The following is a 25822-nucleotide window of genomic DNA, read 5'->3' on the forward strand; positions in this document are numbered from 1 at the left end:
ACCGTCCGCCCGTCGGGTGACAGGAACGTGACCGCCGCGGAGGTGAATTTTGCGCCACAGGTGGTAGGGGCATGGCTGGAAGAGTGATCCTCCGGCCAACGGCTCGATGAAAGGTGCCGCTTGTGACGAAGGACCAGCACAGCGACAAGGACCACAGGACGGGCCCGCTGCCGGGCTCGGAGGCGGGCCTGGCGGGCCGTGAGGGCCCGCGGACCGACCGGACGGTGTTCGGTGTCACGGCGGTGCTCACCGTCGCGTTCGTCGTCTGGGGCGCCACCGCGACCGATTCCCTCGAGGACGTCTCGAGCAGCGCGCTCTCGGGTCTGATGCACAACGGCGGCTGGGCGTTCATGCTGGCCGCCTCCGGCTTCGTCGTCTTCGCCCTCTGGCTCGCGGCCAGCCGTTACGGCCGGATCCATCTCGGCGCCGAGGGCGAGGAACCCGAGTTCCGCACCGTGTCGTGGGTCGCGATGATGTTCAGCGCGGGCATGGGGATCGGCCTGATGTTCTACGGCGTCAGTGAGCCGCTGGCGCACTACGTCACGGCACCGCCCGGCACCGACCCGGCCGACTCGGGCGAGCGCATGGAACTGGCCATGGCGACCACGCTCTTCCACTGGACGCTCCACCCGTGGGCGATCTACGCCGTGGTCGGCCTCGCCATCGCCTACAGCACCTTCCGCAGGCGCCGCCGGCAGACCATCAGCGCCGTCTTCACCCCGCTCATCGGTTCGAAGCACGCCAACGGGAACACCGGGCGCGCGATCGACGTCCTCGCCATCGTGGCGACCGTCTTCGGCTCGGCGGCCTCCCTGGGGCTCGGCGCGCTGCAGATCGGCTCCGGCATGCAGGAACTGGAGTGGATGGACGAGGTGAGCACGGGGCTGCTCGTCAGCATCATCGCGGTGCTCACGGTCGCGTTCGTCGCCTCCGCGGTGTCGGGCGTGGAGAAGGGCATCCAGTGGCTGTCCAACACCAACATGGTGCTCGCCCTGGTGCTCGCCCTGTTCGTGTTCATGGCCGGTCCCGCGGTCCTCGTCCTCGACCTGCTGCCCACCTCGGTCTTCGGCTACCTGGGGGAACTGCCCCGGATGGCCGGCCGTACGGAGGCCAGCACCGGTGAGGGAGTGGCGGACTGGCTGGGTGGCTGGACCGTCTTCTACTGGGCGTGGTGGATCTCCTGGACGCCGTTCGTCGGCATGTTCATCGCCCGCATCAGCCGGGGCCGCACGATCCGTCAGTTCATCGGCGGAGTCATCCTCGTGCCCAGCACGGTCAGCCTGATCTGGTTCGCGATTTTCGGCGGCTCCGCGATGAGGCTCCAGGAGCAGGGCCGGCTCGGTGACGAGTCTACGGCCGAGGGACAGCTGTTCGCGGTGCTCCAGGAGTACCCCCTCGCCACGGCGGCGAGCCTCCTGGTGATGATCCTCGTCGGCATCTTCTTCGTCTCCGGCGCCGACGCCGCCTCGGTCGTGATGGGCACGCTCTCGCAGAAGGGGGCGCTCGAACCGGGACGCATGGTGGTGGTCTTCTGGGGCGTGGTCACCGGAGCGGTCGCCGCGATCATGCTGCTGGTGGGCAGCGGCTCCGGCGACGCGCTGACCGGCCTGCAGAACATCACGATCCTCGCGGCGGCCCCGTTCGTCGTCGTGATGATCCTGATGTGCGTGGCGCTCATGCGCGACCTGCGCCGGGACCCGGTCATCGTGCGCAGGGAGGTGGGGTCCGAGGCGGTCGACCTGGCCGTCATCGCGGGGCACACGAAGTACGACGGGGAATTCGAACTCCGTATCGGGCCCGGGGCCGGTACGGACGTGGAGGGGGACCCGGTCGGCAAGCACTACGAGGCACCGGCCGAGCACTGAGTGCCGGCAGCCGATCCGGCCGTCGCCGCACGCACCGGCCGGGCCGGCCGCCCCGATTCCGAGGGGGCGGCCGGCCCGGCCGTTTCCGCGGCCGCCACGCCGGCCCTCACCCCGGGGCGAGTTCCGCCGCCTCCCGCGCGCAGCCCCAGGCCACGGTGACCCCCGCGCCGCCGTGGCCGTAGTTGTGCACCAGCGCCCGCCCGTCCGGGAGCGACTCGCGTTCGATGCGGACGGCGTCCCGGGCGGGCCGCAGCCCCACCCGGTGCTCCAGGACCCGCGCCCCCGCGATCCGGGGCCGCAGCGCCGCGCACCGCCGCACGACCGCCTCGGCCTGAGCGGGATCCGGCTCCAGGGACCAGTCGTCCTCCTGCGCCGTACCGCCCGGCACCAGCCGCCCCGGCTGCGGCAAGACGTACGCCGTCGTCCCGTCGGCGCCGGTGGAGACCGCCCAGGTACGGATCCCCGGGTTCTCCACCACGACCAGCTGCCCCCGCACCGGACGCACCGCGGGATCGGGCACCAGGTCGCGCGCCCCCAGCCCCGAGCAGTTCACCACGACCGGGGCGTCCGCCCGAGCGAGGTCCGTCACCACGCGCTCCTCCACCACCCCGCCCGCGGCCACGAACCGCTCCCGCAGCCAGGGCAGATGGGCCGACATGTCGACCAGCGGCAGCCGGGCCCACACACCCGGCCCCGACGGGTGCTCCTCGGCGCTTGACACCCGCAGTCCCGGCAGCCGCGCGGCGGCCCAGGCACCGACCTCGTCCAGCGTGGTCCCGCCCAGTACCCCTTCGACCATCCGTACGCCGGTGACCTCCGGCCGCGCCGCCAGCTTCTCGTACACGTCCAGCGAACGCAGCGCCCACACGTGCGCCGACGCCACCGGCTCGATCCGGTACGGCCACCACAGCGCCCCGGCAACCGCCGAGGTGGTCCGCTCGACCGGGTCGCGCGTCCACAGCCCCACCCGTGCGCCCCGCTCGGCGAGGACGACGGCCGTCGTCAGCCCGACGACCCCGCCGCCGACCACACGGACATCGAAGACCGGTTCGGTTTCCATGCGGGGACGTTAGCGGAATATGTCATGCAGTGCTCAGGTCCGTCCCGCTGCGGAAATACTCACAGCATGTCTGCCGAGTACGCGACCTTCGGCCTGACACCGGCGATCCGTGCCGGTGGACTCCTCCCCGGCGGTGACCACCAGGTCCACCGGGACTCCGTCGACTTCGTCGTCGACGGACGCCCGCTGCTGTCCCGCCTCTGTGACCTCGACGCCGTCTCCCCGCTCGCTTCCGACGTCCCGCCCGCCATCTTCACCGCCCAGGTCCGCAGCCTGCTCCTCGAGACCGGGGCACCGCTGCCGTCCGGCCGGTACATCGTCTACGGCTGCCCCGAGTGCGAGGACCTCGGCTGCGGTGCGGTGACCGCCGCCATCGAGCGGGACGGCGAGGACTACATCTGGCGGGACTTCGCCTGGCAGACCGACGAACACGCCGACCTGGAACGCAACGGGTACCACGGCCTGGGCCCGTTCCGCTTCCGCGGCGCCGACTACCGCACGGCCCTCGCCGCCCTGCCGGCCGGCGGCGCCCCGGACACCCGCCGCCGCGTCCTGCTGGTCGGCGCCCGCGTCGCCCTGCCGGCCAGGCTCGTCGCGGCCCTGCGCACCGCCGGCGTCGGCGCCGACATCGCCCACGACGCCGACGGTGTCCCCGCCGACGAACTGCGCGGCTACGCCGCCGTCGTCTTCGACCGGTCGGCCGGCCCCGCCGAACGGGCCGCCGTGCGCGCCGCCTTCGCCGCCGCCGGTGTCGACGTGCCCTGCGTCGACGGCCACGCCCCGATCGTCCCGCTGCTCGTCGCCCAGACCGAGCACGCCCTGGACCGCAGCCCGCCCGGACAGCGCCGCCTGACCGCGCTGACCGCCCCCGCCTCCTCGGCTCCGGCGCGTGCCGACGCGGAGGTCGAGGTCACCGCGTCGTGCCGGGTGCGGCTCACCGCGTACCGCCTCGACCGTCTCGCCCGCACCCACACCCGCGACTTCTTCGACGGCGTCCTGGAACCGGGCCGCCACCGCATCCCCCTGGATCCGAGGACGGTCAAGGGCGAGTCCTACCTGGTGGCCCGCACCGCCGGGGCGGTCCTGACGGCGGCGGTACGGCGGTGAGCGCCGGGAGGCGGGCCGGGGCGGGAGCACGCGGGGAGCTAGGATCGGCGGTCTGATGACTGCCACCCTCGTCGCCAAGAACCTCTCCGCCGGCCATGGCGACCGCTCCCTGTTCAGCGGCCTCGACCTCGTCGTCGCCCCCGGCGACGTGATCGGCCTGGTCGGTGCCAACGGCGCCGGCAAGTCCACCCTGCTGCGTCTGCTCGCCGGGCTCACCGCGCCGGAACAGGGCGAGCTGCGGCTCTCCCCGCCCACGGCGAGCGTCGGCCACCTCCCGCAGGAGCCGGAGCGCCGGCCCGGCGAGAGGGTCCGGGACTTCCTGGCCCGCCGCACCGGCGTCGCCGACGCCCAGCGGACGATGGACGAGGCGACCTCGGCCCTGGTCGACGGGGCGCCCGGCGCCGACGACGCGTACGCGGACGCCCTGGAGCGCTGGCTGGCCCTGGGCGGCGCCGACCTCGAGGAACGCGCCGAGGAGGTCAGCGCGTCGCTCGGGCTGACGGTCGGCCAGGACCAGCCGATGACCGCCCTGTCCGGCGGCCAGGCGGCCCGCGTCGGCCTCGCCTCCCTCCTCCTGTCCCGCTACGACGTCTTTCTCCTCGACGAGCCGACCAACGACCTCGACCTGGACGGTCTGGAGCGCCTCGAACGCTTCGTCAAAGGTCTGCGCGCCGGCACGGTCGTGGTCAGCCACGACCGCGAGTTCCTCACGCGCACCGTCACCAAGGTCCTCGAACTCGACCTCGCCCAGCGGCAGATCAACCTCTATGGCGGCGGCTACGCGGCCTACCTGGAGGAACGGGAGGTGGCCCGCCGGCACGCCCGCGACGAGTACGAGGAGTACGCCGACAAGAGGTCCGCGCTCCAGGACCGTGCCCGGACACAGCGGTCCTGGATGGACAAGGGCGTGAAGAACGCGCGCCGCAAGGCGGGCAACGACAACGACAAGATCGGCCGCAAGTTCCGCAGCGAGGCCAGCGAGAAGCAGGCCGCCAAGGCCCGCCAGACCCAGCGCATGATCGAGCGTCTCGACGTGGTCGAGGAGCCGCGCAAGGAATGGGAGCTGCGCATGGAGATCGCCGCGGCCCCGCGCTCCGGCGCGGTGGTGGCGACGCTGCGGGACGCCGAGGTGCGGCGCGGCGACTTCGTGCTCGGACCGGTCACCCTGCAGATCGACTGGGCGGACCGGGTCGCCGTCACGGGTGCCAACGGCGCCGGGAAGTCCACCCTGCTGGGCGCCCTGCTGGGCCGCGTCCCGGTCGACGCCGGGCACGCCGCGCTGGGTTCGGGCGTGCTGCTCGGCGAGGTCGACCAGGCCCGCGCGCTGTTCCACGGCACCGAGGCCCTGCTCGACGCCTTCCGCGCCGGGGTCCCGGACACCGAACCGGCCGAGATCCGCACCCTGCTGGCCAAGTTCGGCCTCAAGACGGACCACGTGACGCGTCCGGCGGTCACCCTCTCACCGGGCGAACGCACCCGCGCCGCCCTCGCCCTCCTCCAGGGCCGGGGCGTCAACCTCCTCGTCCTCGACGAGCCGACCAACCACCTCGACCTGCCCGCCATCGAGCAGCTGGAGTCGGCCCTCGACTCCTACGAAGGAACCCTCCTTCTCGTCACCCACGACCGGCGCATGCTCGACGCGGTCCACGTCACCCGCCGCCTGGAAGTGGCCGACGGCAAGGTCACCGAAGTCCGACCGGGTGCGGTCCGGGCCTGACCGGGCACCGACCAGGTGCGGACGGGGCCTGATCCGGCGCCGGGCCGGGCCGCCGCCGAACAGCCCGGCGGCCCGGCCCCTCGCACGCCGCGGAGGAACCGGGCCGCCGGTCGACGCAGGGCTCGGGGGCTGTCCAGGGCCCAGGGCCTGTCCGGCGGATCAGGTCGTGGGAGGGCGCCGACGCGATGGGGGTCCCTCCCCGCTCGAGTGGAACCGAGAGCCCGGGGGAGTCGGTAACCGACGACAACGCCGCAGACGAGCGTGCCGGACCCCACGTCTTCGGCACGATCCGCCGGACAGGGCCTGGGCCCTGTCGTCACATTCCCGCCTGCCGCGCGGCGCCATGCACGCACTCTCGCCGTGCCGGGCCCTGACCCGAGTACATCCAGTACAAGGGTCAGGGCCCGGCGCGCCGAGAGCACGCACCTGACGCCGCGCGGCCCGCCCTTCGGGCGGACGGCGGGAACGTGACGACAGGGCCTAGCGCTTGCCCTTCTTCGGGTCGGCCAGCCCCGCCCGGCGCAGGGCGTCGGCCATCGCGCTGTTCGCCGGTGCGGGTGCCTGACGCGTGCCGCCGTTTCCGCGACCGCCGCCACCGCCCCCACCGCCCCCACCACGGCCCTGCCCCTGGCCCTGGCGCTGCTGCTGCAGGCGCCCGCCGCCGCGCTGCCGGCGCCCGCGGGGAGCCGCCTCGGTCTGCTCCGCCGCCTCGTCGTCCAGCCGCAGGGTCAGCGAGATCCGCTTGCGCGGAATGTCGATGTCGAGAACCTTCACCTTGACGATGTCGCCCGGCTTCACCACGTCCCGCGGGTCCTTGACGAACGTCCTCGACAGGGCGGAGACATGCACCAGGCCGTCCTGGTGGACGCCGATGTCGACGAACGCGCCGAAGGCCGCCACGTTCGTCACCACACCCTCCAGGATCATCCCGGAGGACAGGTCGGAGATCTTCTCCACGCCCTCCTTGAAGGCGGCGGTCCTGAAGGCCGGCCGCGGGTCGCGCCCCGGCTTCTCCAGCTCCTTGAGGATGTCCGAGACGGTCGGCAGACCGAACGTCTCGTCCACGAAGTCCTGCGGCCTCAGCGAGCGCAGCACCCCCGTGTTGCCGACCAGGGAGGCGACCTCCTCGCCGGACTTCTGCACCATGCGCCGGACCACCGGATAGGCCTCCGGGTGCACGCTGGAGGCGTCCAGCGGGTCGCCGCCGCGGATCCGCAGGAAGCCCGCGCACTGCTCGTACGCCTTGGGGCCGAGCCTCGGCACCTTCTTCAGCTCGCCGCGGGAGGCGAACGGCCCGTTGCTGTCCCGGTGGGACACGATGTTCTCGGCGAGTCCGGAGGTGATGCCGGAGACCCGGGCGAGCAGCGGCGCGGACGCCGTGTTGACGTCCACCCCCACGCCGTTCACACAGTCCTCCACCACCGCGTCCAGCGAACGCGACAGCTTCACCTCGGACAGGTCGTGCTGGTACTGGCCGACGCCGATCGACTTCGGGTCGATCTTCACCAGCTCCGCCAGCGGGTCCTGGAGCCGGCGCGCGATCGAGACCGCCCCGCGCAGCGACACGTCCATGTCGGGCAGCTCCTGCGAGGCGAACGCGGACGCCGAGTACACGGAGGCGCCCGCCTCGGACACCATCACCTTCGTCAGCTTCAGCTCGGGGTGACGGGTGATGAGATCGCCGGCCAGCCTGTCGGTCTCGCGGGACGCCGTACCGTTGCCGATCGCGATCAGTTCGACGGCGTGCTCCTTGGCGAGCCGGGCCAGCTTGGCGATCGACTCGTCCCACCGGTTCGCCGGGACGTGCGGGTGGATCACGTCGGTGGCGACGACCTTGCCCGTCGCGTCCACCACGGCGACCTTCACCCCCGTACGGAAGCCGGGGTCGAGGCCGAGGGTCGCGCGGGTGCCGGCCGGAGCGGCGAGCAGCAGGTCGCGCAGATTCGCCGCGAACACCCGCACCGCCTCGTCCTCGGCCGCCGTGCGCAGCCTCAGCCGCAGGTCGATCCCGAGATGCACCAGGATGCGCGTGCGCCACGCCCAGCGGACCGTGTCCAGCAGCCACTTGTCGGCCGGGCGCCCCCGGTCGCCGATCCCGAACCGGTGGGCCACCGTGCCCTCGTACGAGGACGGGCCCTCCGTCGCCTCCTCCGGCTCCAGCACGAGGTCCAGGACCTCCTCCTTCTCGCCGCGCAGCATCGCCAGGACGCGGTGCGAGGGCAGCTCGGTGAACGGCTCGGCGAAGTCGAAGTAGCCGGAGAACTTGGCGCCCGCCTCCTCCTTGCCGTCACGCACCCGGGCGACGAGCCGCCCGCGCATCCACATGCGCTCCCGCAGCTCGCCGATCAGGTCGGCGTCCTCCGAGAACCGCTCGGTGAGGACGGCCCGCGCGCCGTCCAGGGCGGCCTGCGGATCGGCGACACCCTTCTCGGCGTCCACGAAAGCGGCGGCCGCGGCGAGGGGCTCGACGCCCGGATCACCGAGCAGCCCGTCCGCCAGCGGCTCGAGCCCCGCCTCGCGCGCGATCTGCGCCTTGGTCCGCCGCTTCGGTTTGTACGGCAGGTAGATGTCCTCCAGGCGCGCCTTGGTCTCGGCGCCCCGGATCCGTGCCTGAAGCTCCTCGGTGAGCTTGCCCTGCTCGCGCACCGAGTCCAGGATCGCCGTACGACGCTCCTCGAGCTCCCGCAGATAGCGCAGCCGCTCCTCGAGCGTGCGCAGCTGCGCGTCGTCGAGCATCTCGGTGGCTTCCTTGCGGTAGCGGGCGATGAAGGGCACCGTGGAACCGCCGTCGAGCAGTTCCACGGCGGCCCTGACCTGCCGCTCCTGTACGCCGAGCTCCTCGGCGATCCTGCCTTCGATGGACCCTTGGAGGGGTGTCGTCACGATCCCGTACCGCCTTCTTCGCTGAGGTTGCGCGGCAATTGTGGCAGGTGGTGCCGACCATCGGGGATCAGGGCGGCGACTCGCGGGGTCCCGGCGCGCCGGGTCAGGCGCGCCGGCCCCGCCCCGCGGACGAGGCACCCCCGAACAGCCGGGCCAGCGCCCGGAACGGCAGGGTCACGACGGTGGCGGCGGCGCCGCCGATCTGACGCAGAACATCCGCGATGGCACGCACAACGATCTCCTCCTTCGGTTCTCCGTCCGCCCCGGGCCGGAGCGGACGGTCACCTACGGATACCTCGTCAACGCTTCACCATGCCTGTCCGTCGCGTACGCCGTGCCCTACCCGCGCCCCGGCGGAGTCCAGCCGAACCGGGGTGGCCTGCGTTCGAGGAAGGCGGCGACCCCCTCCGCCGTGTCGCCGTTGCCGCGCGCCTGACCGCTCCAGTGGCTGTCCCGGTCGGTGCGTCCGTCCGCGAACTCCTTCGCCGCCGCCTGCGTCAGCTGCGAACGCGAGACCAGGACCGCGGTGAACTCCGTGACCCGCCGGTCCAGTCCGTCCACGGGCAGCACCTCGTCGACCAGCCCCGTACGCAGCGCCCGCGCGGTGTCGATCAGCTCACCGGAGAACAGCAGGTACTTGGCGGTGGCCGGTCCCACCAGCGAGACCAGCCGCCGGGTGGAGGAGGCAGGGTAGACGATCCCGAGCCGGGCCGGGGTCACCCCGAAGACCGCCCCCTCCTGCGCGAACCGCAGATCGCAGGCCGCCGCCAGCTGTGCCCCGCCGCCGACGCAGTGGCCCCGGACCGCCGCGAGCGTCGGCCCGGGGAACGCGGCGAGCGCCTCCTCGGCCGCCACGGCCAGCCGCTGTGCCTCCTGCGGCGAGCCCCTGAGCGTGGAGATGTCGGCCCCGGCGCAGAAGGTTTCGCCCTCGCCGGTGAGCACCAGCGCCCGCACTCCGGCGTCGTCCGCCAGCGTGTCGAGCAGCGGCGGCAGCGCGCGCCACATCGAGGTCGTCATGGCGTTGCGCTTCGCCGGATGGCGGATGACGACCGTGGCGACCGAGTCGGTGACACTGTGCGACAGCTGCGGCTCCATGCGCCGGATGCTATCCGCCCCGGTCGGGGCGCCGACCGGCAGGAGCGTGCGAGGTGTTACGCGACACCGGGGGCAGGGGAGAAGGGGAGGGAACGGACAACGAGGAGGCAGTCATGGCCAAATCCACCACACCGCGGGGCGAGGCGGCCAAACTGAAGAGCGGCTTCGGCCGGCTCGCCGCGCTCGGCGTGATCCTGGTCGCCGCCGGCCTCTTCGGTCTGGTCTACACCGGCGTCGCGACTCTGACCACGATGGTGCTGTTCGGCTGGCTGCTGCTGATCGGCGGTGCGGTCTCGCTGCTGCACGCGGTCCAGGCCCGGCACACCAACTTCTTCTGGCTCGCCGTGATCGTCGCGGCGCTGAACGTCGCGGCCGGTGTGGTGGTCCTGCGCACACCGGAGGCGGCCGCCGAGGGGCTGACCATGTTCGCCGCACTGCTGTTCCTCACCGGCGGGCTGTTCCGCCTGGTGGGCAGCGTGGTGGTCCGCGGGCCGCAGTTCGGTGTGACGCTCCTGCAGGGCGTCCTCGGCCTCCTCCTCGGCATCCTGGTCCTGGCCACCTGGCCGAGCAGCAGCCAGTACGTGATCGGCACCTTCCTCTCGCTCGCCCTGCTCTTCGACGGGCTCGGGCTGATCGCCACCGGCTACGGCGGGCGCAGGATCGTGGGCATGGTCTCCGACCAGCTGACGGGTCCGGAGAGCACGGGGCCCCATGCCGGACCCGCACAACCCGAATAGTTCACCGACCCTCCACAGGGCGAACAGGAACGGTGCCGCAAGCGACGACGGCATAAGCCAACGGCCATAAACGCTCGATATCCGCTGACTTCTGTTCAGGGCTCCGGCGGGGTGCGCACAGGTGCCAACACTCGACGTGTGGTGACAATCGAGCGTGAGGGTGGCGACCGGACGATGGACGACCAGGGGCGCGGGCCCGGCCCACGCCCACAGGGCGGGGAGAGACCCACCGAGGCGAAGAACGTGACACCGCGACCGGCGCCACTGCCGTACGAAGGCGTCTGGCGGTTCACCGCCCCCGCCCTCGACGCCTCGGTCCCGCAGGCGCGCCACGCCGTACGGGACCTGCTGCTGCGCCAGGGGGTGCCGGTCGCCGACGAGGTGGTCCAGGGACTGTTGCTGATCGTGTCGGAACTGGTCACCAACGCCGTACGGCACGCGGCCCTGCTCTCCCCGGTGCTCGCCGTGGAGGTCGCCGTCGGAGCCGAGTGGGTCAGGGTGTCCGTGGAGGACGGCCACCCCTACCGTCCGACCGCTCTGGAGACCGACCACGGCCGCACCGGCGGCCGCGGACTGCTCCTGGTGCGCGAGATCACCCGTGAGGCGAACGGCATGTGCGACGTCGAGCACACCGCGGGCGGCGGCAAGGTGGTCTGGGCCGCCCTGCCGCTCAAGTCCGCGCAGGTCTGACGGCCCGGACCGCGCGGGCCCGGACCGCATGGGCCCGGGCAGACCCGGCGCACACGCGGGTCCGCGACCGGCCCCGCGCACGGTCACCAGCCCGCCGACGGTCCCGTCAGCTCCCGGACCGCCGGGCGGACCGCGTCCAGCACGGTCGTGAACCACGCCGAGAAGGTGTCCTCGGCGTGCCGCCGGGCCAGCTCGTCCGGGGTCACGAACGCCGTGGACGCCACCTCCTCGTGATCCGCCCGCAGCGGCGCCTGCACCATGCCGACGAACAGGTGGTTGTACTCCTGCTCGACCAGACCGGAGGCCGGGTCCGGATGGTTGTAGCGCACCGTGCCCGCCTCGGCGAGCAGCGACGGGGACAGCCCCAGCTCCTCGAAGGTCCGCCGGGCCGCCGCCGCGAACGGCGCCTCGCCGGGGTAGGGGTGCCCGCAGCACGTGTTGGACCACACGCCGGGGGAGTGGTACTTGCCCAGCGCCCGCTGCTGGATCAGCAGCCGGCCCCGCTCGTCGAACAGGAACACCGAGAACGCCCGGTGCAACTGCCCCGGGGGCTGATGGGCGGCCAGCTTCTCCGCGGTACCGATCGTCACGCCGTCTTCGTCGACAAGCTCCAGCAGAATCGCCTCGGCGGCAGGGCCCGACGGGCTGTGCGTCGCGGTGGCAGGTGTGATCGGCATACCCATCCTTCACTCGGTCTTCGCGCCCCAAGTCTGCCGCACGAATCCGGCACTCCCGGCACTCCCGCACCGCCCGCATGTCCCGCGGGCGGCCCGGCCCGTGGCCGGCGCGGGCCGGACACCGGAAGAGGGGCCCCGTGGACGACCTGCCCGGGCCGGCGGCGGGAGAACCGTGAAATCGTGAAATGCGGGGCGCCATGGACGAAAGGGCGCAGGCAGGGGGCGGAAGGATGCCTCCCCGGCGCACGGACACCACACTCACGCCCCAGCGGCGCCTCCCGCTCGGGCCGCCCCCGGCGCCCCGCCGCCACGTCAGCCCACGGCGGCCGGGACGGCGCCCACGGCCCGGTGCCGTCTCAGTGGCAGAGCCGCGCCTCGTGCTCCGCGTGACCGCGCGGTTCCAGCTGGAAGGTGCAGTGCTCCACGTCGAAGTGGTCGCCCAGGCAGCTCTGCAGTTCGTGCAGCATCTTCTCGTGCCCGATGGCGCTGAGCACCTCGGAGCTGACGACCACGTGCGCGGACAGTACCGGCATGCCCGAGGTGATGGTCCAGGCGTGCAGGTCGTGCACGTCCTCGACGCCTTGCGTGTCCAGGATGTGCGCCCGGACCTGGGCCATGTCCACGCCCTTGGGCGCCGTCTCCAGCAGCACGTCCAGGGTCTCGCGCAGCAGCTTGAAGGTGCGGGGCACGATCAGTGCGGCGATCACGAGGGAGGCGATCGGGTCGGCGGCCATCCAGCCGGTCGCCACGACGACCAGCGCCGAGACGATCACCGCGACCGAGCCCAGCGCGTCGGCGGCCACCTCCAGGAACGCCCCGCGCACGTTCAGGCTCTCCTTCTGCCCGCTCATCAGCAGCGTCAGCGACACCATGTTGGCGACCAGGCCGATCGCGCCGAAGACCAGCGTCAGCCCGCCCTCGGTGCCCGCCGGCGTGATGAACCGCTGGACCGCCTCGTACAGCACGTAGCCGCCCACCCCGAGCAGCAGCAGACAGTTCGCGAGCGCGGCGATTATCTCCGCGCGGGCGTAGCCGAAGGTGCGGCGCTCGCTCGGCGGGCGGTTCGCGAAATGGATCGCCAGCAGCGCCATGCCGAGCCCCAGCGCGTCCGTCGCCATATGGGCCGCGTCGGCGACCAGGGCGAGCGAGTCGGCCAGCACACCGCCGATGATCTCGACCACCATGACGGCGAGCGTGATCGCCAGCGCCGCCCGCAGCCTGCCGCGGTACGCCGCGCTCGCCGTACCGCCGGCGGGTGTGCCGTGCGCGTGCCCGTGATCGTGCCCAGCCCCCATGGAAGCCGTTCCTCCCTGACTCGTCCGGATCACAGTGAACTACGGGCCGGGGGTATCCGGCAACGCGGCACTGAACACCGTTGTCATGTGCTCTGACCTGCGGAAACGGTACGCAGGTCAGACGTGTTCCAGAGCGGAGCGCGCCTCTCCCGGATGCCCCGGCCGACGCTGCGGACGAGCCGAAGGGGCGGGTGCCGTTCGACCGGAGCGGTTCCGGAGCGGTGCCCCGTATTCGCCCCGATGCCCCTTCTGGGTGCGCGGTTTGTGGGCCGGCCCCGCTATCCCCGATGATGATCGCGGCAGGGACGCAGGTGGAACCACAACGATCCAACCGCCGAACGGGCGGTGAACGCGGGCTCAGGGACATCCGCTAGCCTCAGCCGACATGCCGCCCGGGGCCCCGTACGGCCGCCCCCACCATGTACACGACCGGCGTGGACACGTCGGCATTCCAGGGAGTGAGATTCGGTTGTCGACCGCCATCCTCACCGGCCAGCCGGTTCCGGGTTCGTCGCTCGAGGCGGACCTGCGTTCTCTCGGCTTCGACGTGCGGATCGCGTCCGGCACCGCGGAGGCCGGGGCCCTGCTCGCCGAGGTGCCCACCGGTCAGCGGGTCGCCGTCGTCGACGCCCGGTTCGTGGGCCATGAGCACGCGCTGCGCCTCGGCCTCACCGACCCCCGCTTCCCGCTCGCCGCGATCCCCGGTGCCGTCACCGCCCAGCCGGCCGCCCGCCAGGCCCTGGCCCGTGCGATGGCCCGCGAGAGCACCGCGGTCCCCGAGCCCGCCGCCTCCCCCGAGCCCGGCGAGGCCGGTGGGACCGCGTCCGGCGGGACTTCGGCGCCCGCCGGAACCACCCTCACCGACCGCATCGTCACCGCCCTGAGCGCCGACGGCAGCGATCCGCACCGCCCCGACCTCGGCAGCCTCGTCGCCACCGTGCCCGACGGCCCCCAGGCCCGCAACGAGGCCCGGCAGTCCGTCGCCGCCGTCGACGACGAGGCCGTCCGGCTGAAGTCGGCCGTCAAGGCCCGCGACGGCTTCTTCACCACCTACTGCATCAGCCCGTACTCCCGCTACATCGCCCGCTGGTGCGCCCGGCGCGGCCTGACCCCCAACCAGGTCACCACCGCCTCCCTGATCACCGCGCTCATAGCGGCCGCCTGCGCCGCCACCGGCACCCGCCCGGGCTTCGTCGCCGCCGGCGCCCTGCTCCTCGCCTCCTTCGTGCTGGACTGCACCGACGGCCAGCTCGCCCGCTACTCCCTGCAGTACTCCACCCTCGGCGCCTGGCTCGACGCCACCTTCGACCGCGCCAAGGAGTACGCCTACTACGCGGGCCTGGCGCTCGGCGCGGCCCGCGGCGGCGACGACGTATGGGCCCTCGCCCTGGGCGCGATGGTCCTGCAGACCTGTCGGCACGTCGTGGACTTCTCCTTCAACGAGGCGAACGCCGACAGCACGGCCGCCACCGCCAACACCAGCCCCACCGCCGCCCTCTCCGACAGACTCGACAGCGTCGGCTGGACGGTCTGGGTGCGCCGCATGATCGTCCTCCCGATCGGCGAGCGCTGGGCGATGATCGCGGTCCTCACGGCACTCACGACCCCCCGCATCACCTTCTGCGCCCTGCTGATCGGCTGCGCCTTCGCGGCGACGTACACCACGGCCGGCCGCGTCCTGCGCTCCCTGACCCGTAAGGCCCGCAGGACCGACCGCGCGGCGCGCGCCCTCGCGGACCTCACCGACACCGGGCCGCTCGCCGAACGCCTCGCCCAGGCGCTGAAGGCCCCCGCGCGACGCCTGCCGGGCTTCACCGCCCCTGCCGTCGCCCTGCTCGGCGGCGCCGCCGTCACCACCGCGGCCGCGCTGACCGGCTTCGGCGGACCGTGGCCCGTCCTCGCCGCCCTCCTGTACGTCCTGACCTCCGCCCTGGCCGTCGCCCGCCCCCTCACGGGCCCCCTCGACTGGCTGGTCCCACCGTTCCTGCGCGCAGCCGAGTACGGCACCGTCCTGGCACTGGCGGCAGGCGCCGGGGTGAACGGAGCGCTTCCGGCGGCCTACGGCCTGGTGGCCGCCGTCGCCTACCATCACTACGACACGGTCTACCGCATCCGCGGCGACGCGGGCGCGCCCCCGCCCTGGCTGGTGCGGGCGGTCGCGGGACACGAAGGCCGCACCCTGGCGGTCGTCGTCCTGGCCGCCCTGCTCACCGCCTCGCAGTTCGCCGTCGCGCTCACGGTGATCGCCGTGGCCGTGGCCCTGCTGGTGCTCTTCGAGAGCATCCGCTTCTGGGTGGCCGCCCACCGGGGCGGAGCACCCGCCGTACACGATGAAGGAGAACCCGCATGATCGGCCTCGTGCTGGCGGCCGGCGCCGGACGGCGTCTGCGCCCCTACACCGACACCCTGCCCAAGGCGCTGGTGCCGGTGGGGCCCGCGGGCATAGAGGGCGAACCGACGGTCCTGGACCTCACCCTCGGCAACTTCGCCGAGATCGGCCTGACCGAGGCCGCCGTCATCGTCGGCTACCGCAAGGAGGCCGTGTACGAGCGCCAGGCGGCCCTGGAGCGGAAGTACGGCCTCAAGCTCACCCTCATCGACAACGACAAGGCCGAGGAGTGGAACAACGCCTACTCCCTGTGGTGCGGCCGTGACGCACTCAAGGACGGCGTGATCCTCGCCAACGGCGACACCGTGCACCCGGTCTCCGTCGAGAGGACGCTGCTCGCCGCCCGCGGCGACGGCAAGAGGATCATCCTCGCCCTCGACACCGTGAAGTCCCTCGCGGACGAGGAGATGAAGGTCGTCGTCGACCCCGGCAAGGGCATGACGACGATCACCAAGCTGATGGACCCCGCCGAGGCCACCGGCGAGTACATCGGCGTCACCCTCATCGAGGGCGACGCCGCCCCCGCACTGGCCGACGCGCTGAAGACCGTGTGGGAGACCGACCCGCAGCAGTTCTACGAGCACGGCTACCAGGAACTGGTGAACCGCGGCTTCCGGATCGACGTGGCGCCGATCGGCGACGTCGACTGGGTGGAGATCGACAACCACGACGATCTCGCCCGTGGACGGGAGATCGCATGCCAGTACTGACCCGGCTCATCCCCTCCCCGCTCGTCGTCGACATCCGCCCCGGTGCCCTCGACGACCTGGCCGGGGTCCTCGCCGACGAGCGCATCGCGCAGTCGGGCCGCCTCGCCGTCGCCGTCAGCGGCGGCTCCGGCGCCGGACTCCGCGAGCGGCTCTCCCCGTCGCTGCCCGGCGCCACCTGGTACGAGGTCGGCGGCGGCACCCTCGACGACGCGGTCCGGCTGGCCGGCGCCATAAAGGCCGGTCACTACGACGCGATCGTCGGACTCGGCGGCGGCAAGATCATCGACTGCGCCAAGTTCGCCGCGGCACGCGTCGGCCTCCCCCTGGTCGCCGTACCGACGAACCTCGCGCACGACGGCCTGTGCTCGCCCGTCGCCACCCTCGACAACGACGCCGGCCGCGGCTCCTACGGCGTGCCGAACCCGATCGCGGTCGTCATCGACCTCGACATCATCCGGGACGCCCCGGTGCGCTTCGTGCGCGCGGGGATCGGCGACGCCGTCTCCAACATCTCCGCCATCGCGGACTGGGAGCTGGCCAACCGGGTCAAGGGCGAGCGGATCGACGGGCTCGCCGCCGCCATGGCCCGGCAGGCCGGCGAGTCCGTGCTGCGCCACCCCGGAGGCATCGGAGACAACGACTTCCTCCAGGTGCTCGCCGAGGCACTGGTCCTCAGCGGCATCGCCATGTCGGTGTCCGGCGACTCGCGGCCGTCCTCCGGGGCCTGCCACGAGATCAACCACGCCTTCGACCTGCTCTACCCCAAGCGGGCCGCCGCCCACGGAGAGCAGTGCGGCCTGGGCGCGGCCTTCGCCATGTACCTGCGCGGCGCGCACGACGAGTCGGCGTACATGGCCGGAGTACTGCGCCGGCACGGACTGCCGGTACTGCCTCAGGAGATCGGCTTCACGGCGGAGGAGTTCGTCAAAGTCGTCGAATTCGCCCCCGAGACCCGCCCCGGCCGCTTCACGATTCTCGAACATCTCGACCTGAAGACCGAACAGATCAAGGACGTCTACGCCGACTATGTCAAGGCCATCGGTAGCTGAACTCCGTCCGGTCGTCCACCCCGCGGGGGTGAAGGACCGGCGCAGCGGTGAGCACTGGATGGGACGCCTCTACATGCGTGAGGTGTCCCTGCGGGTGGACCGCTACCTGGTGAACACCAGGGTCACGCCCAACCAGCTCACGTATCTGATGACCGTCTTCGGCGTCCTCGCCGCCCCGGCCCTGCTGGTGCCGGGGATCACGGGCGCGGTCCTCGGCCTGGTCATGGTGCAGCTGTACCTGTTGCTCGACTGCGTGGACGGCGAGGTCGCCCGCTGGAAGCAGCAGTTCTCGCTCAGCGGGGTCTACCTCGACCGGGTCGGCGCCTACCTGTGCGACGCGGCCGTCCTCGTCGGGTTCGGCCTGCGCGCCGCCGACCTGTGGGGCACCGGCCGCATCGACTGGCTCTGGGCCTTCCTCGGCACCCTGGCCGCCCTCGGCGCCATCCTGATCAAGGCCGAGACCGACCTGGTCGGCGTGGCCCGGCACCAGGGCGGACTCCCGCCGGTCAAGGAGGCCGCCGCCGAGCCGCGCTCCTCCGGCATGGCGCTCGCCCGCCGTGCCGCCGGAGCCCTGAAGTTCCACCGGCTGATCCTCGGCATGGAGGCGTCGCTGCTGATCGTGGTCCTCGCGATCGTCGACACAGCCCGGGGCGACCTGTTCTTCACCCGCCTGGGTGTCGCCGTCCTCGCCGGGATAGCCCTGCTGCAGACCCTGCTGCACCTGGTGTCCGTCCTCGCCTCCAGCAGGCTGAGGTGACCGCGATGGGGTCCTCCCTCAAGGTCGGCGCGGTGATCATCACCATGGGCAACCGCCCCGACGAGCTGCGCGCCCTGCTCGACTCGGTCGCCAAGCAGGACGGCGAACCGGTCCGGGCCGTCGTCGTCGGCAACGGCTCGCCCGTCCCGGAGGTCCCCGACGGCGTGCGCACCGTCGAGCTGCCGGAGAACCTCGGCATCCCCGGCGGCCGCAACGTCGGCATCGAGGCGTTCGGCCCGAACGGCCAGGACGTCGACATCCTGCTGTTCCTCGACGACGACGGCCTCCTGGCGCAGCACGACACGGCCGAGCTGTGCCGCCAGGCGTTCACCGCCGACCCGGAGCTCGGCATCATCAGCTTCCGCATCGCCGACCCGGACACCGGCAGCACCCAGCGCCGCCACGTGCCCCGGCTGCGCGCCGCCGACCCGATGCGCTCCTCGAGGGTGACCACCTTCCTCGGTGGCGCCAACGCCGTACGCACCCGGGTCTTCGCCGACGTCGGCTGCCTGCCCGACGCGTTCTTCTACGCACACGAGGAGACCGACCTGGCCTGGCGGGCGCTCGACGCCGGCTGGATGATCGACTACCGGTCCGACATGGTGCTGTACCACCCGACCACCGCCCCCTCGCGGCACGCGGTCTACCACCGCATGGTCGCCCGCAACCGCGTCTGGCTGGCCCGCCGCAACCTTCCCGCGCTCCTGGTCCCCCTCTACCTGGGCGCCTGGATGCTGCTCACCCTGCTCCGCAGACCCTCGCGCCCGGCCCTCAAGGCCTGGTTCGGCGGTTTCCGGGAGGGCTGGACCACCCCCAGCGGTCCTCGCCGGCCCATGAAGTGGCGTACGGTGTGGCGGCTGACCCGGCTGGGCCGGCCCCCTGTCATCTGACAAGCTCGTGTCCGGGACCATCGGGGCCGCACCCAGGCCTCCCGGCGCATGCCCGGTCCGTACGGGCCGGGCATCTCGAAGAGGGAAAGCTTTCACCAGTGAGTGAGACAACGCACGACGGCCCGGTCGCGGTCGGCGCACCCGGGCCGCCCGACGACGGCCTCACGGCGGCCGAGCTCGCCGCCAAGTACGGACTGACGGTGAGCGGCGCCCGGCCGTCGCTCGTCGAATACGTCCGGCAGCTCTGGGGACGCCGGCACTTCATCCTCACCTTCTCCCGGGCGAAGCTGACCGCGCAGTACAGCCAGGCCAAGCTCGGCCAGCTGTGGCAGGTGGCCACGCCGCTGCTGAACGCGGCCGTGTACTTCTTCATCTTCGGCCTGCTGCTGGGCGCCCGCCGGGGCATTCCGAGCGACGTCTACGTCCCGTTCCTGGTGACGGGCGTGTTCGTGTTCACGTTCACGCAGAGCTCGGTCCTCGCCGGGGTGCGGGCCATCTCCGGCAACCTCGGCCTGGTGCGGGCCCTGCACTTCCCGCGGGCCGCGCTGCCCGTCTCGTTCGCGCTGCAGCAGCTCCAGCAGCTGCTGTTCTCGATGATCGTCCTGGTCGTCGTGGTGATGGCGTTCGGCAGCATGCCCGCCCTGTCCTGGCTGCTGGTCGTCCCCGCGCTGCTGCTCCAGTTCGTCTTCAACACCGGCCTCGCGCTGATCTTCGCGCGCCTCGGCAGCAGCACGCCGGACCTGGCCCAGCTGATGCCGTTCGTGCTGCGCACCTGGATGTACGCCTCGGGCGTCATGTTCAGCATCCCGGCGATGCTCGCCGACAAGGACGTCCCCCACTGGCTCGCCGACGTCCTGCAGCTGAATCCCGCCGCGGTCTACATGGACCTGGTCCGCTTCGCGCTGATCGACGGCTACGGCTCCTCGTACCTGCCCGCCCACGTGTGGGCGTTCGCGCTGGGCTGGGCGCTGCTGGCCGGCGTGATCGGCTTCATCTACTTCTGGAAGGCCGAGGAGAGGTACGGCCGTGGCTGACCGGAGGACGGACACACACATCCCCACCGTCGTCGCGGACGACCTGCACATCGTCTACCGCGTCAACGGTGTGCGCGGCGGCCGCGGCAGCGCCACGGCGGCGCTCAGCCGGATGATACGGCGGGGCAAGGACGACGAGGCGCGGGGTGTGCGCAAGGTGCACGCGGTGCGCGGGGTCTCCTTCGTCGCCCACCGGGGCGAGGCGATCGGCCTGATCGGCTCCAACGGCTCCGGCAAGTCGACCCTGCTGCGGGCCATCGCCGGCCTGCTGCCCGCGGAGAAGGGCAAGGTCTACACCGACGGCCAGCCCTCCCTGCTCGGCGTCAACGCCGCCCTGATGAACGACCTGACGGGCGAGCGGAACGTCGTACTCGGCGGGCTCGCCATGGGCATGTCCCGCGAGCAGATCCGGCAGCGCTACCAGGAGATCGTCGACTTCTCCGGCATCAACGAGAAGGGCGACTTCATCACCCTGCCGATGCGCACCTACTCCTCCGGCATGGCGGCCCGGCTCCGCTTCTCCATCGCGGCGGCCAAGGACCACGACGTCCTGATGATCGACGAGGCGCTGGCCACCGGCGACCGCAAGTTCCAGAAGCGCTCCGAGGCGCGCATCCGGGAACTGCGCAAGGAGGCCGGCACCGTCTTCCTGGTCAGCCACAACAACAAGTCGATCCGTGACACCTGCGACCGCGTGCTGTGGCTGGAGCGCGGCGAACTGCGCATGGACGGCCCGACGGACGAGGTACTCAAGGAGTACGAGAAGTTCACCGCCAAGTAGCCGGGGCCGCCTGCCCACACCCCTGCGGCCGGAACCGGCCGAGAGGGGCGGACGTCTGCAAAGGAAACGTCAACTCCTGCCGTGTGCAGGAATCCTGACACGGACCGGTTCGTTGTTCCGAGGCGCGGGGAGACCCCGGCGGTCCGTACCGCGCTGTACAACGTAAGCTGTACCGGTCCTTAAAGGCGGCAATCAGGGCCATAACGCGCGACACCCAACGGCGACCCGGTCGGGCGGAAACACGGGCGGCGTGTCCGAAATAGTGCGTATTGGGTCGGCAGTGTAGAACGGGAGATGTGACGGCAATGGCTACGGAGACTCCCCTGCTGAGCGCAGCATGTGCCGTCCCCGCCCAGGGCTGCCCGCGATGACGCGAACCGGCACGGTGTGCCCGGCAGGTCCCGGGGGCGCCCCTCTGGACACCGAGCGCGCCACCCTGGACAAGGCGGCCACCGAGAACTTCCCGGTGGCGCCGTTCTTCCTGCCCCGGGCCTGGCGCGACGACCTGATGGCGGTCTACGGCTACGCCCGGCTCGTCGACGACATCGGCGACGGCGACCTGGCCCCCGGCGGTGCCGACGCCGAGCTGCTCGGCGTCGCCCCCGGCCGGGCGGCCGACCGGACGGCGCTGCTCGACGCCTTCGAGGCGGATCTGCGCCGCGTCTTCGACGCGGTCCCGCACCATCCGCTGCTGCGCAGGCTCCAGCCGACGGTCCGCCGCCGCGGCCTGCCCCCCGGACCCTTCCTCGGCCTGATCGCCGCCAACCGTCAGGACCAGGTCGTCAGCCGCTACGAGACCTACGACGACCTGCTCGCCTACTGCGAGCTGTCGGCCAACCCGGTCGGCCGCCTCGTCCTCGGCGTCACCGGAACCTCGACCCCCGAGCGGATCCGTCGTTCCGACGCGGTCTGCACCGCCCTCCAGATCGTCGAGCACCTCCAGGACGTCACCGAGGACCTCGGCCGCGACCGCGTCTACCTGCCCGCCGAGGACATGGAACGCTTCCACGTGGACGAGGCGGATCTCGCCGCGCCGCACGCCGGCGCGTCGGTGCGCGCCCTGGTCGCGTTCCAGGCGCAGCGGGCCAGGGAGCTCCTCGAGGAGGGCGCCCCCCTGGTGGGCAGCGTCCACGGCAGGGTGAAGCTGCTGCTCGCAGGATTCGTGGCAGGGGGACGGGCGGCCCTGGGCGCGATCGCCGCCGCCGAGTACGACGTACTTCCCGGTCCGCCGAGGCCCGGCAAGGCCCGGCTGCTGCGCGAGGCCGGCACGACGCTGCGAGGAGAGGGGTGATCCCGGCAGTGGAGTCGGACACACACACATCGGCGCCGGTACTCGCCGCATACAGCTACTGCGAGGCCGTCACCGGACAGCAGGCCCGGAACTTCGCCTACGGCATCCGGCTGCTGCCGCCGCCGAAGCGACGCGCGATGTCGGCGCTGTACGCGTTCTCCCGCCGTGTCGACGACATCGGCGACGGCGCGCTGGCGGACGACGTCAAGGTCGCCCGGCTCGAGGACACCCGGGCGCTGCTCACCCGGGTCCGGGACGGCGCGGTCGACGAGGACGACACCGACCCGGTGGCCGTCGCCCTCGCCCACACCGCGCGGCAGTTCCCGGTCCCGCTCGGCGGCCTCGACGAACTGATCGACGGCGTCCAGATGGACGTGCGCGGCGAGACCTACGAAACCTGGGACGACCTGAAGGCCTACTGCCGCTGTGTGGCCGGCGCCATCGGGCGGGTCTCCCTCGGCGTCTTCGGCACCGAACCCGGCGCACGGGGCGCCGAACGCGCCCCCGAGTACGCCGACACCCTGGGGCTCGGGCTCCAGCTCACCAACATCCTCCGGGACATCCGGGAGGACGCCGAGGGCGGGCGCATCTATCTGCCCTCCGACGACCTCGCCAAGTTCGGCTGTTCGGCCGGGTTCGGCGGGCCGACCCCGCCGGAGGGCTCCGACTTCGCCGGCCTCGTCCACTTCGAGGTGCGCCGGGCCCGCGCCCTGTTCGCCGAGGGCTACCGGCTGCTGCCCATGCTCGACCGGCGCAGCGGCGCCTGCGTCGCCGCCATGGCCGGCATCTACCGCCGCCTCCTCGACCGCATCGAGCGCGAGCCCGAGGCCGTGCTGCGCGGCCGGGTCTCCCTGCCCGGACGGGAGAAGGCCTACGTCGCGGTGCGCGGCCTGTCCGGTCTGGACACCCGGCACGTCACCCGGCGGACCGTCAGGAGGCGCGCCTGATGGACGCACCTCTCCCACCCGGTCGCGCCCCCGGCACACGGGGCGCACCCCTTTGCCGCGGCCTCGCGTCCCTTCCCGGGAGGGCTCTTCGCGCACCGGTCCGGCGGCACGGCGGCCGGGCAGGGGAGGGCACGTCATGACCCGTGTCACCAGTTCCGGGGAACTGCTCACCGCCGACGACGCACCGGCGGGGCGGCACGCCGTCGTGGTCGGTGGCGGTCTCGCCGGCGTCACCGCCGCGCTCGCGCTCGCCGACGCCGGCGTGCGCGTCACCCTGTTCGAAGGCCGCCCCCGGCTCGGCGGGCTCGCCTTCTCCTTCCAGCGCGGCGACCTGACCGTCGACAACGGCCAGCACGTCTACCTGCGCTGCTGCACCGCCTACCGCTGGTTCCTCGACCGGATCGACGGCACGGCCCTGGCACCGCTGCAGAACCGTCTCGACGTGCCCGTGATCGACGCCGGCCGGCCCGCGGGACGCCGGCTCGGCCGGCTGCGCCGCGACCCGCTGCCCGTCCCCCTCCACCTGGGGCGCAGCCTCGCCGCCTACCCGCACCTCTCGCTCGCCGAACGGGCGGGTGTGGGCCGCGCCGCGCTCGCGCTCAAGGGACTCGACCTCGCCGATCCCGCCCTCGACGACCAGGACTTCGGCAGCTGGCTGGCCGCGCACGGCCAGTCGCCGCGCGCCGTCGAGGCGCTGTGGGACCTGGTGGGGGTCGCCACCCTCAACGCGGTCGCGGGCGACGCCTCGCTGGCGCTGGCCGCGATGGTCTTCAAGACCGGCCTGCTGTCCGACCCGGGTGCGGCCGACATCGGCTGGGCCCATGTCCCGCTGGGCGACCTGCACGACGGGCTGGCCCGCAAGGCGCTCGACTCTGCCGGGGTCCGCACCGAGGTGCGTACCCGCGTCACCTCCGTCACCGCCCGCGGCGACGGAGGCTGGAGCGTCCGGGCCCCCGGCGGGACCCTCGACGCGGACGCCGTCGTCCTCGCCGTACCCCAGCGCGAGACGCACGGCCTGCTGCCCGCCGGAGCGCTCGACGATCCCGGGCGGCTGCTCGGCATCGGCACCGCACCGATCCTCAACCTCCACGTCGTCTACGACCGCACCGTGCTCACCAGCCCGTTCTTCGCCGCCCTCGGCAGCCCCGTGCAGTGGGTCTTCGACCGCACCCGGTCCTCCGGCCTGCGCCGGGGCCAGTACCTGGCCGTGTCGCAGTCGGTCGCCCACCACGACATCGACGAGCCCGTGGCCGCGCTGCGCGAGCGCTACCTGCCGGAACTGGAACGCCTGCTGCCGCGCGCCCGCGACGCCGGCGTGCGGGACTTCTTCGTCACCCGGGAGCGCACCGCGACGTTCGCCCCCACTCCCGGCGTCGGACGGCTCAGGCCCGGTGCCCGCACCAAGGTTCCCGGCCTGTACCTGGCCGGAGCGTGGACCGCCACCGGGTGGCCCGCGACCATGGAGGGCGCGGTCCGCAGCGGCGTCGGCGCGGCGGACGCCGCGCTGAGCGCCCTGGGCCGGCCACGGCCCCGCCACCTCTTCGCGTGGGACGGGGAAGCCGGCCGCGGCGCCCGGGGCCCCGCCGTGCGAGGGGAACTCCGGTGAGCGCCGACGCACCCGCCGCGGCGGGCCCCCGCACCCCCGGTACCGCAACAAGAGGAGAGACTGTGCCCACTGTGCCCCCGGCCTCGAAGGCCGCTGGAAGGACCGCGGCGGACGTGCCCGCGCTCCTGGAGCGCGGCAGGACACTGGCCATGCCGGTACTGCGGGCGGCCATCGGCCGCCTGGCGCCTCCCATGGACACCGTCGCCGCCTACCACTTCGGCTGGATCGACTCCCTGGGCAGGCCCGCGGACGGCGACGGCGGCAAGGCCGTGCGCCCCGCGCTCGCCGTGCTGTCAGCCGAGGTCACCGGTGCCGCCCCCGAGGTCGGCGTCCCGGGCGCCGTCGCCGTCGAACTCGTCCACAACTTCTCCCTGCTGCACGACGACCTGATGGACGGCGACGAGCAGCGCAGGCACCGCGACACCGTCTGGAAGGTGCACGGTCCCGCCCAGGCCATCCTCGTCGGCGACGCCCTGTTCGCCCTCGCCAACGAGGTGCTGCTGGAGCTGGGCACCGTCGAGGCCGGCCGGGCCACCCGCCGGCTGACCACCGCCACCCGCGCCCTCATCGACGGCCAGGCACAGGACATCTCCTACGAGCACCGCGACCGCGTCGGCGTCGAGGAGTGCCTGGAGATGGAGGGCAACAAGACCGGCGCCCTGCTCGCCTGCGCCAGCTCCGTCGGCGCCGTGCTCGGCGGCGCCGACGCGCGCACCGCCGACACCCTGGAGAAGTACGGCTACCACCTCGGGCTGGCCTTCCAGGCCGTCGACGACCTCCTCGGCATCTGGGGCGACCCGGCTGCCACCGGCAAGCAGACCTGGAGCGATCTGCGCCAGCGCAAGAAGTCCCTCCCCGTCGTGGCGGCGCTCGCCGCGGGCGGCCCGGCCTCCGAGCAGCTCGCGGGGATCCTCGCCGCCGACGCCGGCAGCAGCGACTTCGCCACCTTCTCCGAGGAGGAGTTCGCGGCCCGCGCGGCCCTCATCGATCAGGCCGGCGGACGGGAGTGGACCGCCGAGGAAGCGCGTCGCCAGCACACCATCGCCATCGAGGCCCTCGACGCCGTCGACATGCCCGACAGGGTGCGGGAGCAGTTCACGGCGCTCGCGGACTTCGTCGTCGTACGAAAGAGATGATCACTATCGGTCGAATAGCCCTCGCGTAGTCGCCGGCCGGTGTTGCGGGGAGCAGGCACCGGCCGACGGCGGACCCACAGCAGACGCACACATTGCAGGACTGCAC

22 protein-coding genes are annotated in these 25822 nt (G+C 72.7%); 16 read left to right on the forward strand and 6 right to left on the reverse strand.

What is annotated here, in order from left to right; all coding sequences use genetic code 11:
* Window positions 1-122 precede the first annotated feature (122 nt).
* Complete coding sequence (locus tag TU30_RS18770) at window positions 123-1865, forward strand: BCCT family transporter (RefSeq protein WP_042171549.1); 1743 nt, start codon at window positions 123-125, stop codon at window positions 1863-1865.
* Window positions 1866-1971: 106 nt separating this feature from the next.
* Here the strand turns inward: TU30_RS18770 and TU30_RS18775 are convergent, their stop codons facing one another.
* Window positions 1972-2925, reverse strand: coding sequence for an FAD-dependent oxidoreductase (locus TU30_RS18775; protein ID WP_042171551.1), 954 nt, complete (start codon window positions 2923-2925; stop codon window positions 1972-1974).
* A gap of 66 nt (window positions 2926-2991) precedes the next feature.
* Here TU30_RS18775 and TU30_RS18780 point away from each other — a divergent pair, with 66 nt between their 5' ends.
* Window positions 2992-4032 carry a hypothetical protein gene (locus TU30_RS18780; RefSeq protein ID WP_042171553.1) on the forward strand — a complete coding sequence of 347 codons (1041 nt, stop codon included), beginning with the start codon at window positions 2992-2994 and terminating at the stop codon, window positions 4030-4032.
* Window positions 4033-4087: 55 nt separating this feature from the next.
* A complete protein-coding gene (locus tag TU30_RS18785) occupies window positions 4088-5749 on the forward strand; it encodes an ABC-F family ATP-binding cassette domain-containing protein (protein ID WP_042171555.1) in 1662 nt (553 codons plus the stop codon).
* 480 nt (window positions 5750-6229) lie between these two features.
* Here TU30_RS18785 and TU30_RS18790 read toward each other — a convergent pair whose 3' ends face one another.
* The 3 genes from TU30_RS18790 to TU30_RS18795 form a co-directional block, all read right to left on the reverse strand.
* Complete coding sequence (locus TU30_RS18790) at window positions 6230-8632, reverse strand: Tex family protein (protein ID WP_042171558.1); 2403 nt, start codon at window positions 8630-8632, stop codon at window positions 6230-6232.
* 103 nt (window positions 8633-8735) lie between these two features.
* The gene (locus TU30_RS38045; protein ID WP_370626673.1) at window positions 8736-8864 is read right to left on the reverse strand and encodes an LPFR motif small protein; all 129 of its coding nucleotides are present in this window, start codon (window positions 8862-8864) and stop codon (window positions 8736-8738) included.
* 107 nt (window positions 8865-8971) lie between these two features.
* Entirely contained in the window at window positions 8972-9727 is a 756-nt protein-coding gene (locus tag TU30_RS18795) for an enoyl-CoA hydratase/isomerase family protein (RefSeq protein WP_042171560.1), read from the reverse strand.
* A gap of 113 nt (window positions 9728-9840) precedes the next feature.
* Here TU30_RS18795 and TU30_RS18800 point away from each other — a divergent pair, with 113 nt between their 5' ends.
* Both TU30_RS18800 and TU30_RS18805 read left to right on the forward strand, forming a co-directional pair.
* The gene (locus TU30_RS18800) at window positions 9841-10464 is read left to right on the forward strand and encodes an HdeD family acid-resistance protein (RefSeq protein ID WP_042171562.1); all 624 of its coding nucleotides are present in this window, start codon (window positions 9841-9843) and stop codon (window positions 10462-10464) included.
* 174 nt (window positions 10465-10638) lie between these two features.
* A complete protein-coding gene (locus tag TU30_RS18805) occupies window positions 10639-11154 on the forward strand; it encodes an ATP-binding protein (RefSeq protein ID WP_042171672.1) in 516 nt (171 codons plus the stop codon).
* A gap of 83 nt (window positions 11155-11237) precedes the next feature.
* Here the strand turns inward: TU30_RS18805 and idi are convergent, their stop codons facing one another.
* On the reverse strand, window positions 11238-11831 hold the full coding sequence (idi, locus tag TU30_RS18810) for an isopentenyl-diphosphate Delta-isomerase (RefSeq protein ID WP_042171563.1): 594 nt from the start codon (window positions 11829-11831) through the stop codon (window positions 11238-11240).
* A 356-nt stretch (window positions 11832-12187) separates the two neighbouring features.
* On the reverse strand, window positions 12188-13126 hold the full coding sequence (locus tag TU30_RS18815; protein ID WP_042171564.1) for a cation diffusion facilitator family transporter: 939 nt from the start codon (window positions 13124-13126) through the stop codon (window positions 12188-12190).
* A 469-nt stretch (window positions 13127-13595) separates the two neighbouring features.
* Here TU30_RS18815 and TU30_RS18820 point away from each other — a divergent pair, with 469 nt between their 5' ends.
* From TU30_RS18820 to TU30_RS18870, 11 genes are all read left to right on the forward strand, one after another.
* Window positions 13596-15476, forward strand: coding sequence for a DUF5941 domain-containing protein (locus TU30_RS18820; RefSeq protein WP_042171565.1), 1881 nt, complete (start codon window positions 13596-13598; stop codon window positions 15474-15476).
* On the forward strand, window positions 15473-16225 hold the full coding sequence (locus TU30_RS18825) for a sugar phosphate nucleotidyltransferase (protein WP_042171566.1): 753 nt from the start codon (window positions 15473-15475) through the stop codon (window positions 16223-16225). Before TU30_RS18820 ends, TU30_RS18825 begins: the two co-directional genes overlap by 4 nt.
* The gene (locus TU30_RS18830; RefSeq protein WP_042171567.1) at window positions 16213-17274 is read left to right on the forward strand and encodes an iron-containing alcohol dehydrogenase family protein; all 1062 of its coding nucleotides are present in this window, start codon (window positions 16213-16215) and stop codon (window positions 17272-17274) included. Before TU30_RS18825 ends, TU30_RS18830 begins: the two co-directional genes overlap by 13 nt.
* Window positions 17252-18031 carry a CDP-alcohol phosphatidyltransferase family protein gene (locus tag TU30_RS18835; RefSeq protein ID WP_078878366.1) on the forward strand — a complete coding sequence of 260 codons (780 nt, stop codon included), beginning with the start codon at window positions 17252-17254 and terminating at the stop codon, window positions 18029-18031. The genes TU30_RS18830 and TU30_RS18835 overlap by 23 nt, the downstream gene beginning before the upstream one ends.
* Window positions 18032-18036: 5 nt before the next feature.
* Window positions 18037-18921, forward strand: coding sequence for a glycosyltransferase family 2 protein (locus TU30_RS18840; protein ID WP_042171570.1), 885 nt, complete (start codon window positions 18037-18039; stop codon window positions 18919-18921).
* 98 nt (window positions 18922-19019) lie between these two features.
* Window positions 19020-19955 carry an ABC transporter permease gene (locus TU30_RS18845; RefSeq protein WP_042171572.1) on the forward strand — a complete coding sequence of 312 codons (936 nt, stop codon included), beginning with the start codon at window positions 19020-19022 and terminating at the stop codon, window positions 19953-19955.
* On the forward strand, window positions 19948-20736 hold the full coding sequence (locus tag TU30_RS18850; protein WP_042171574.1) for an ABC transporter ATP-binding protein: 789 nt from the start codon (window positions 19948-19950) through the stop codon (window positions 20734-20736). Before TU30_RS18845 ends, TU30_RS18850 begins: the two co-directional genes overlap by 8 nt.
* A 367-nt stretch (window positions 20737-21103) precedes the next feature.
* Window positions 21104-22027: a squalene synthase HpnC gene (gene hpnC / locus TU30_RS18855; protein WP_042171575.1), complete on the forward strand. Its 924-nt coding sequence runs from the start codon at window positions 21104-21106 to the stop codon at window positions 22025-22027.
* Entirely contained in the window at window positions 22024-22974 is a 951-nt protein-coding gene (hpnD, locus tag TU30_RS18860) for a presqualene diphosphate synthase HpnD (protein ID WP_042171577.1), read from the forward strand. Before hpnC ends, hpnD begins: the two co-directional genes overlap by 4 nt.
* Window positions 22975-23026: 52 nt before the next feature.
* On the forward strand, window positions 23027-24580 hold the full coding sequence (gene hpnE / locus TU30_RS18865; RefSeq protein ID WP_360619228.1) for a hydroxysqualene dehydroxylase HpnE: 1554 nt from the start codon (window positions 23027-23029) through the stop codon (window positions 24578-24580).
* Between the two features lie 71 nt (window positions 24581-24651).
* On the forward strand, window positions 24652-25716 hold the full coding sequence (locus TU30_RS18870; protein ID WP_078878358.1) for a polyprenyl synthetase family protein: 1065 nt from the start codon (window positions 24652-24654) through the stop codon (window positions 25714-25716).
* Window positions 25717-25822: the final 106 nt, after the last annotated feature.

This window comes from Streptomyces sp. NBRC 110035 (genome assembly GCF_000829695.1).
Taxonomy (GTDB): Bacteria; Actinomycetota; Actinomycetes; order Streptomycetales; family Streptomycetaceae; genus Streptomyces.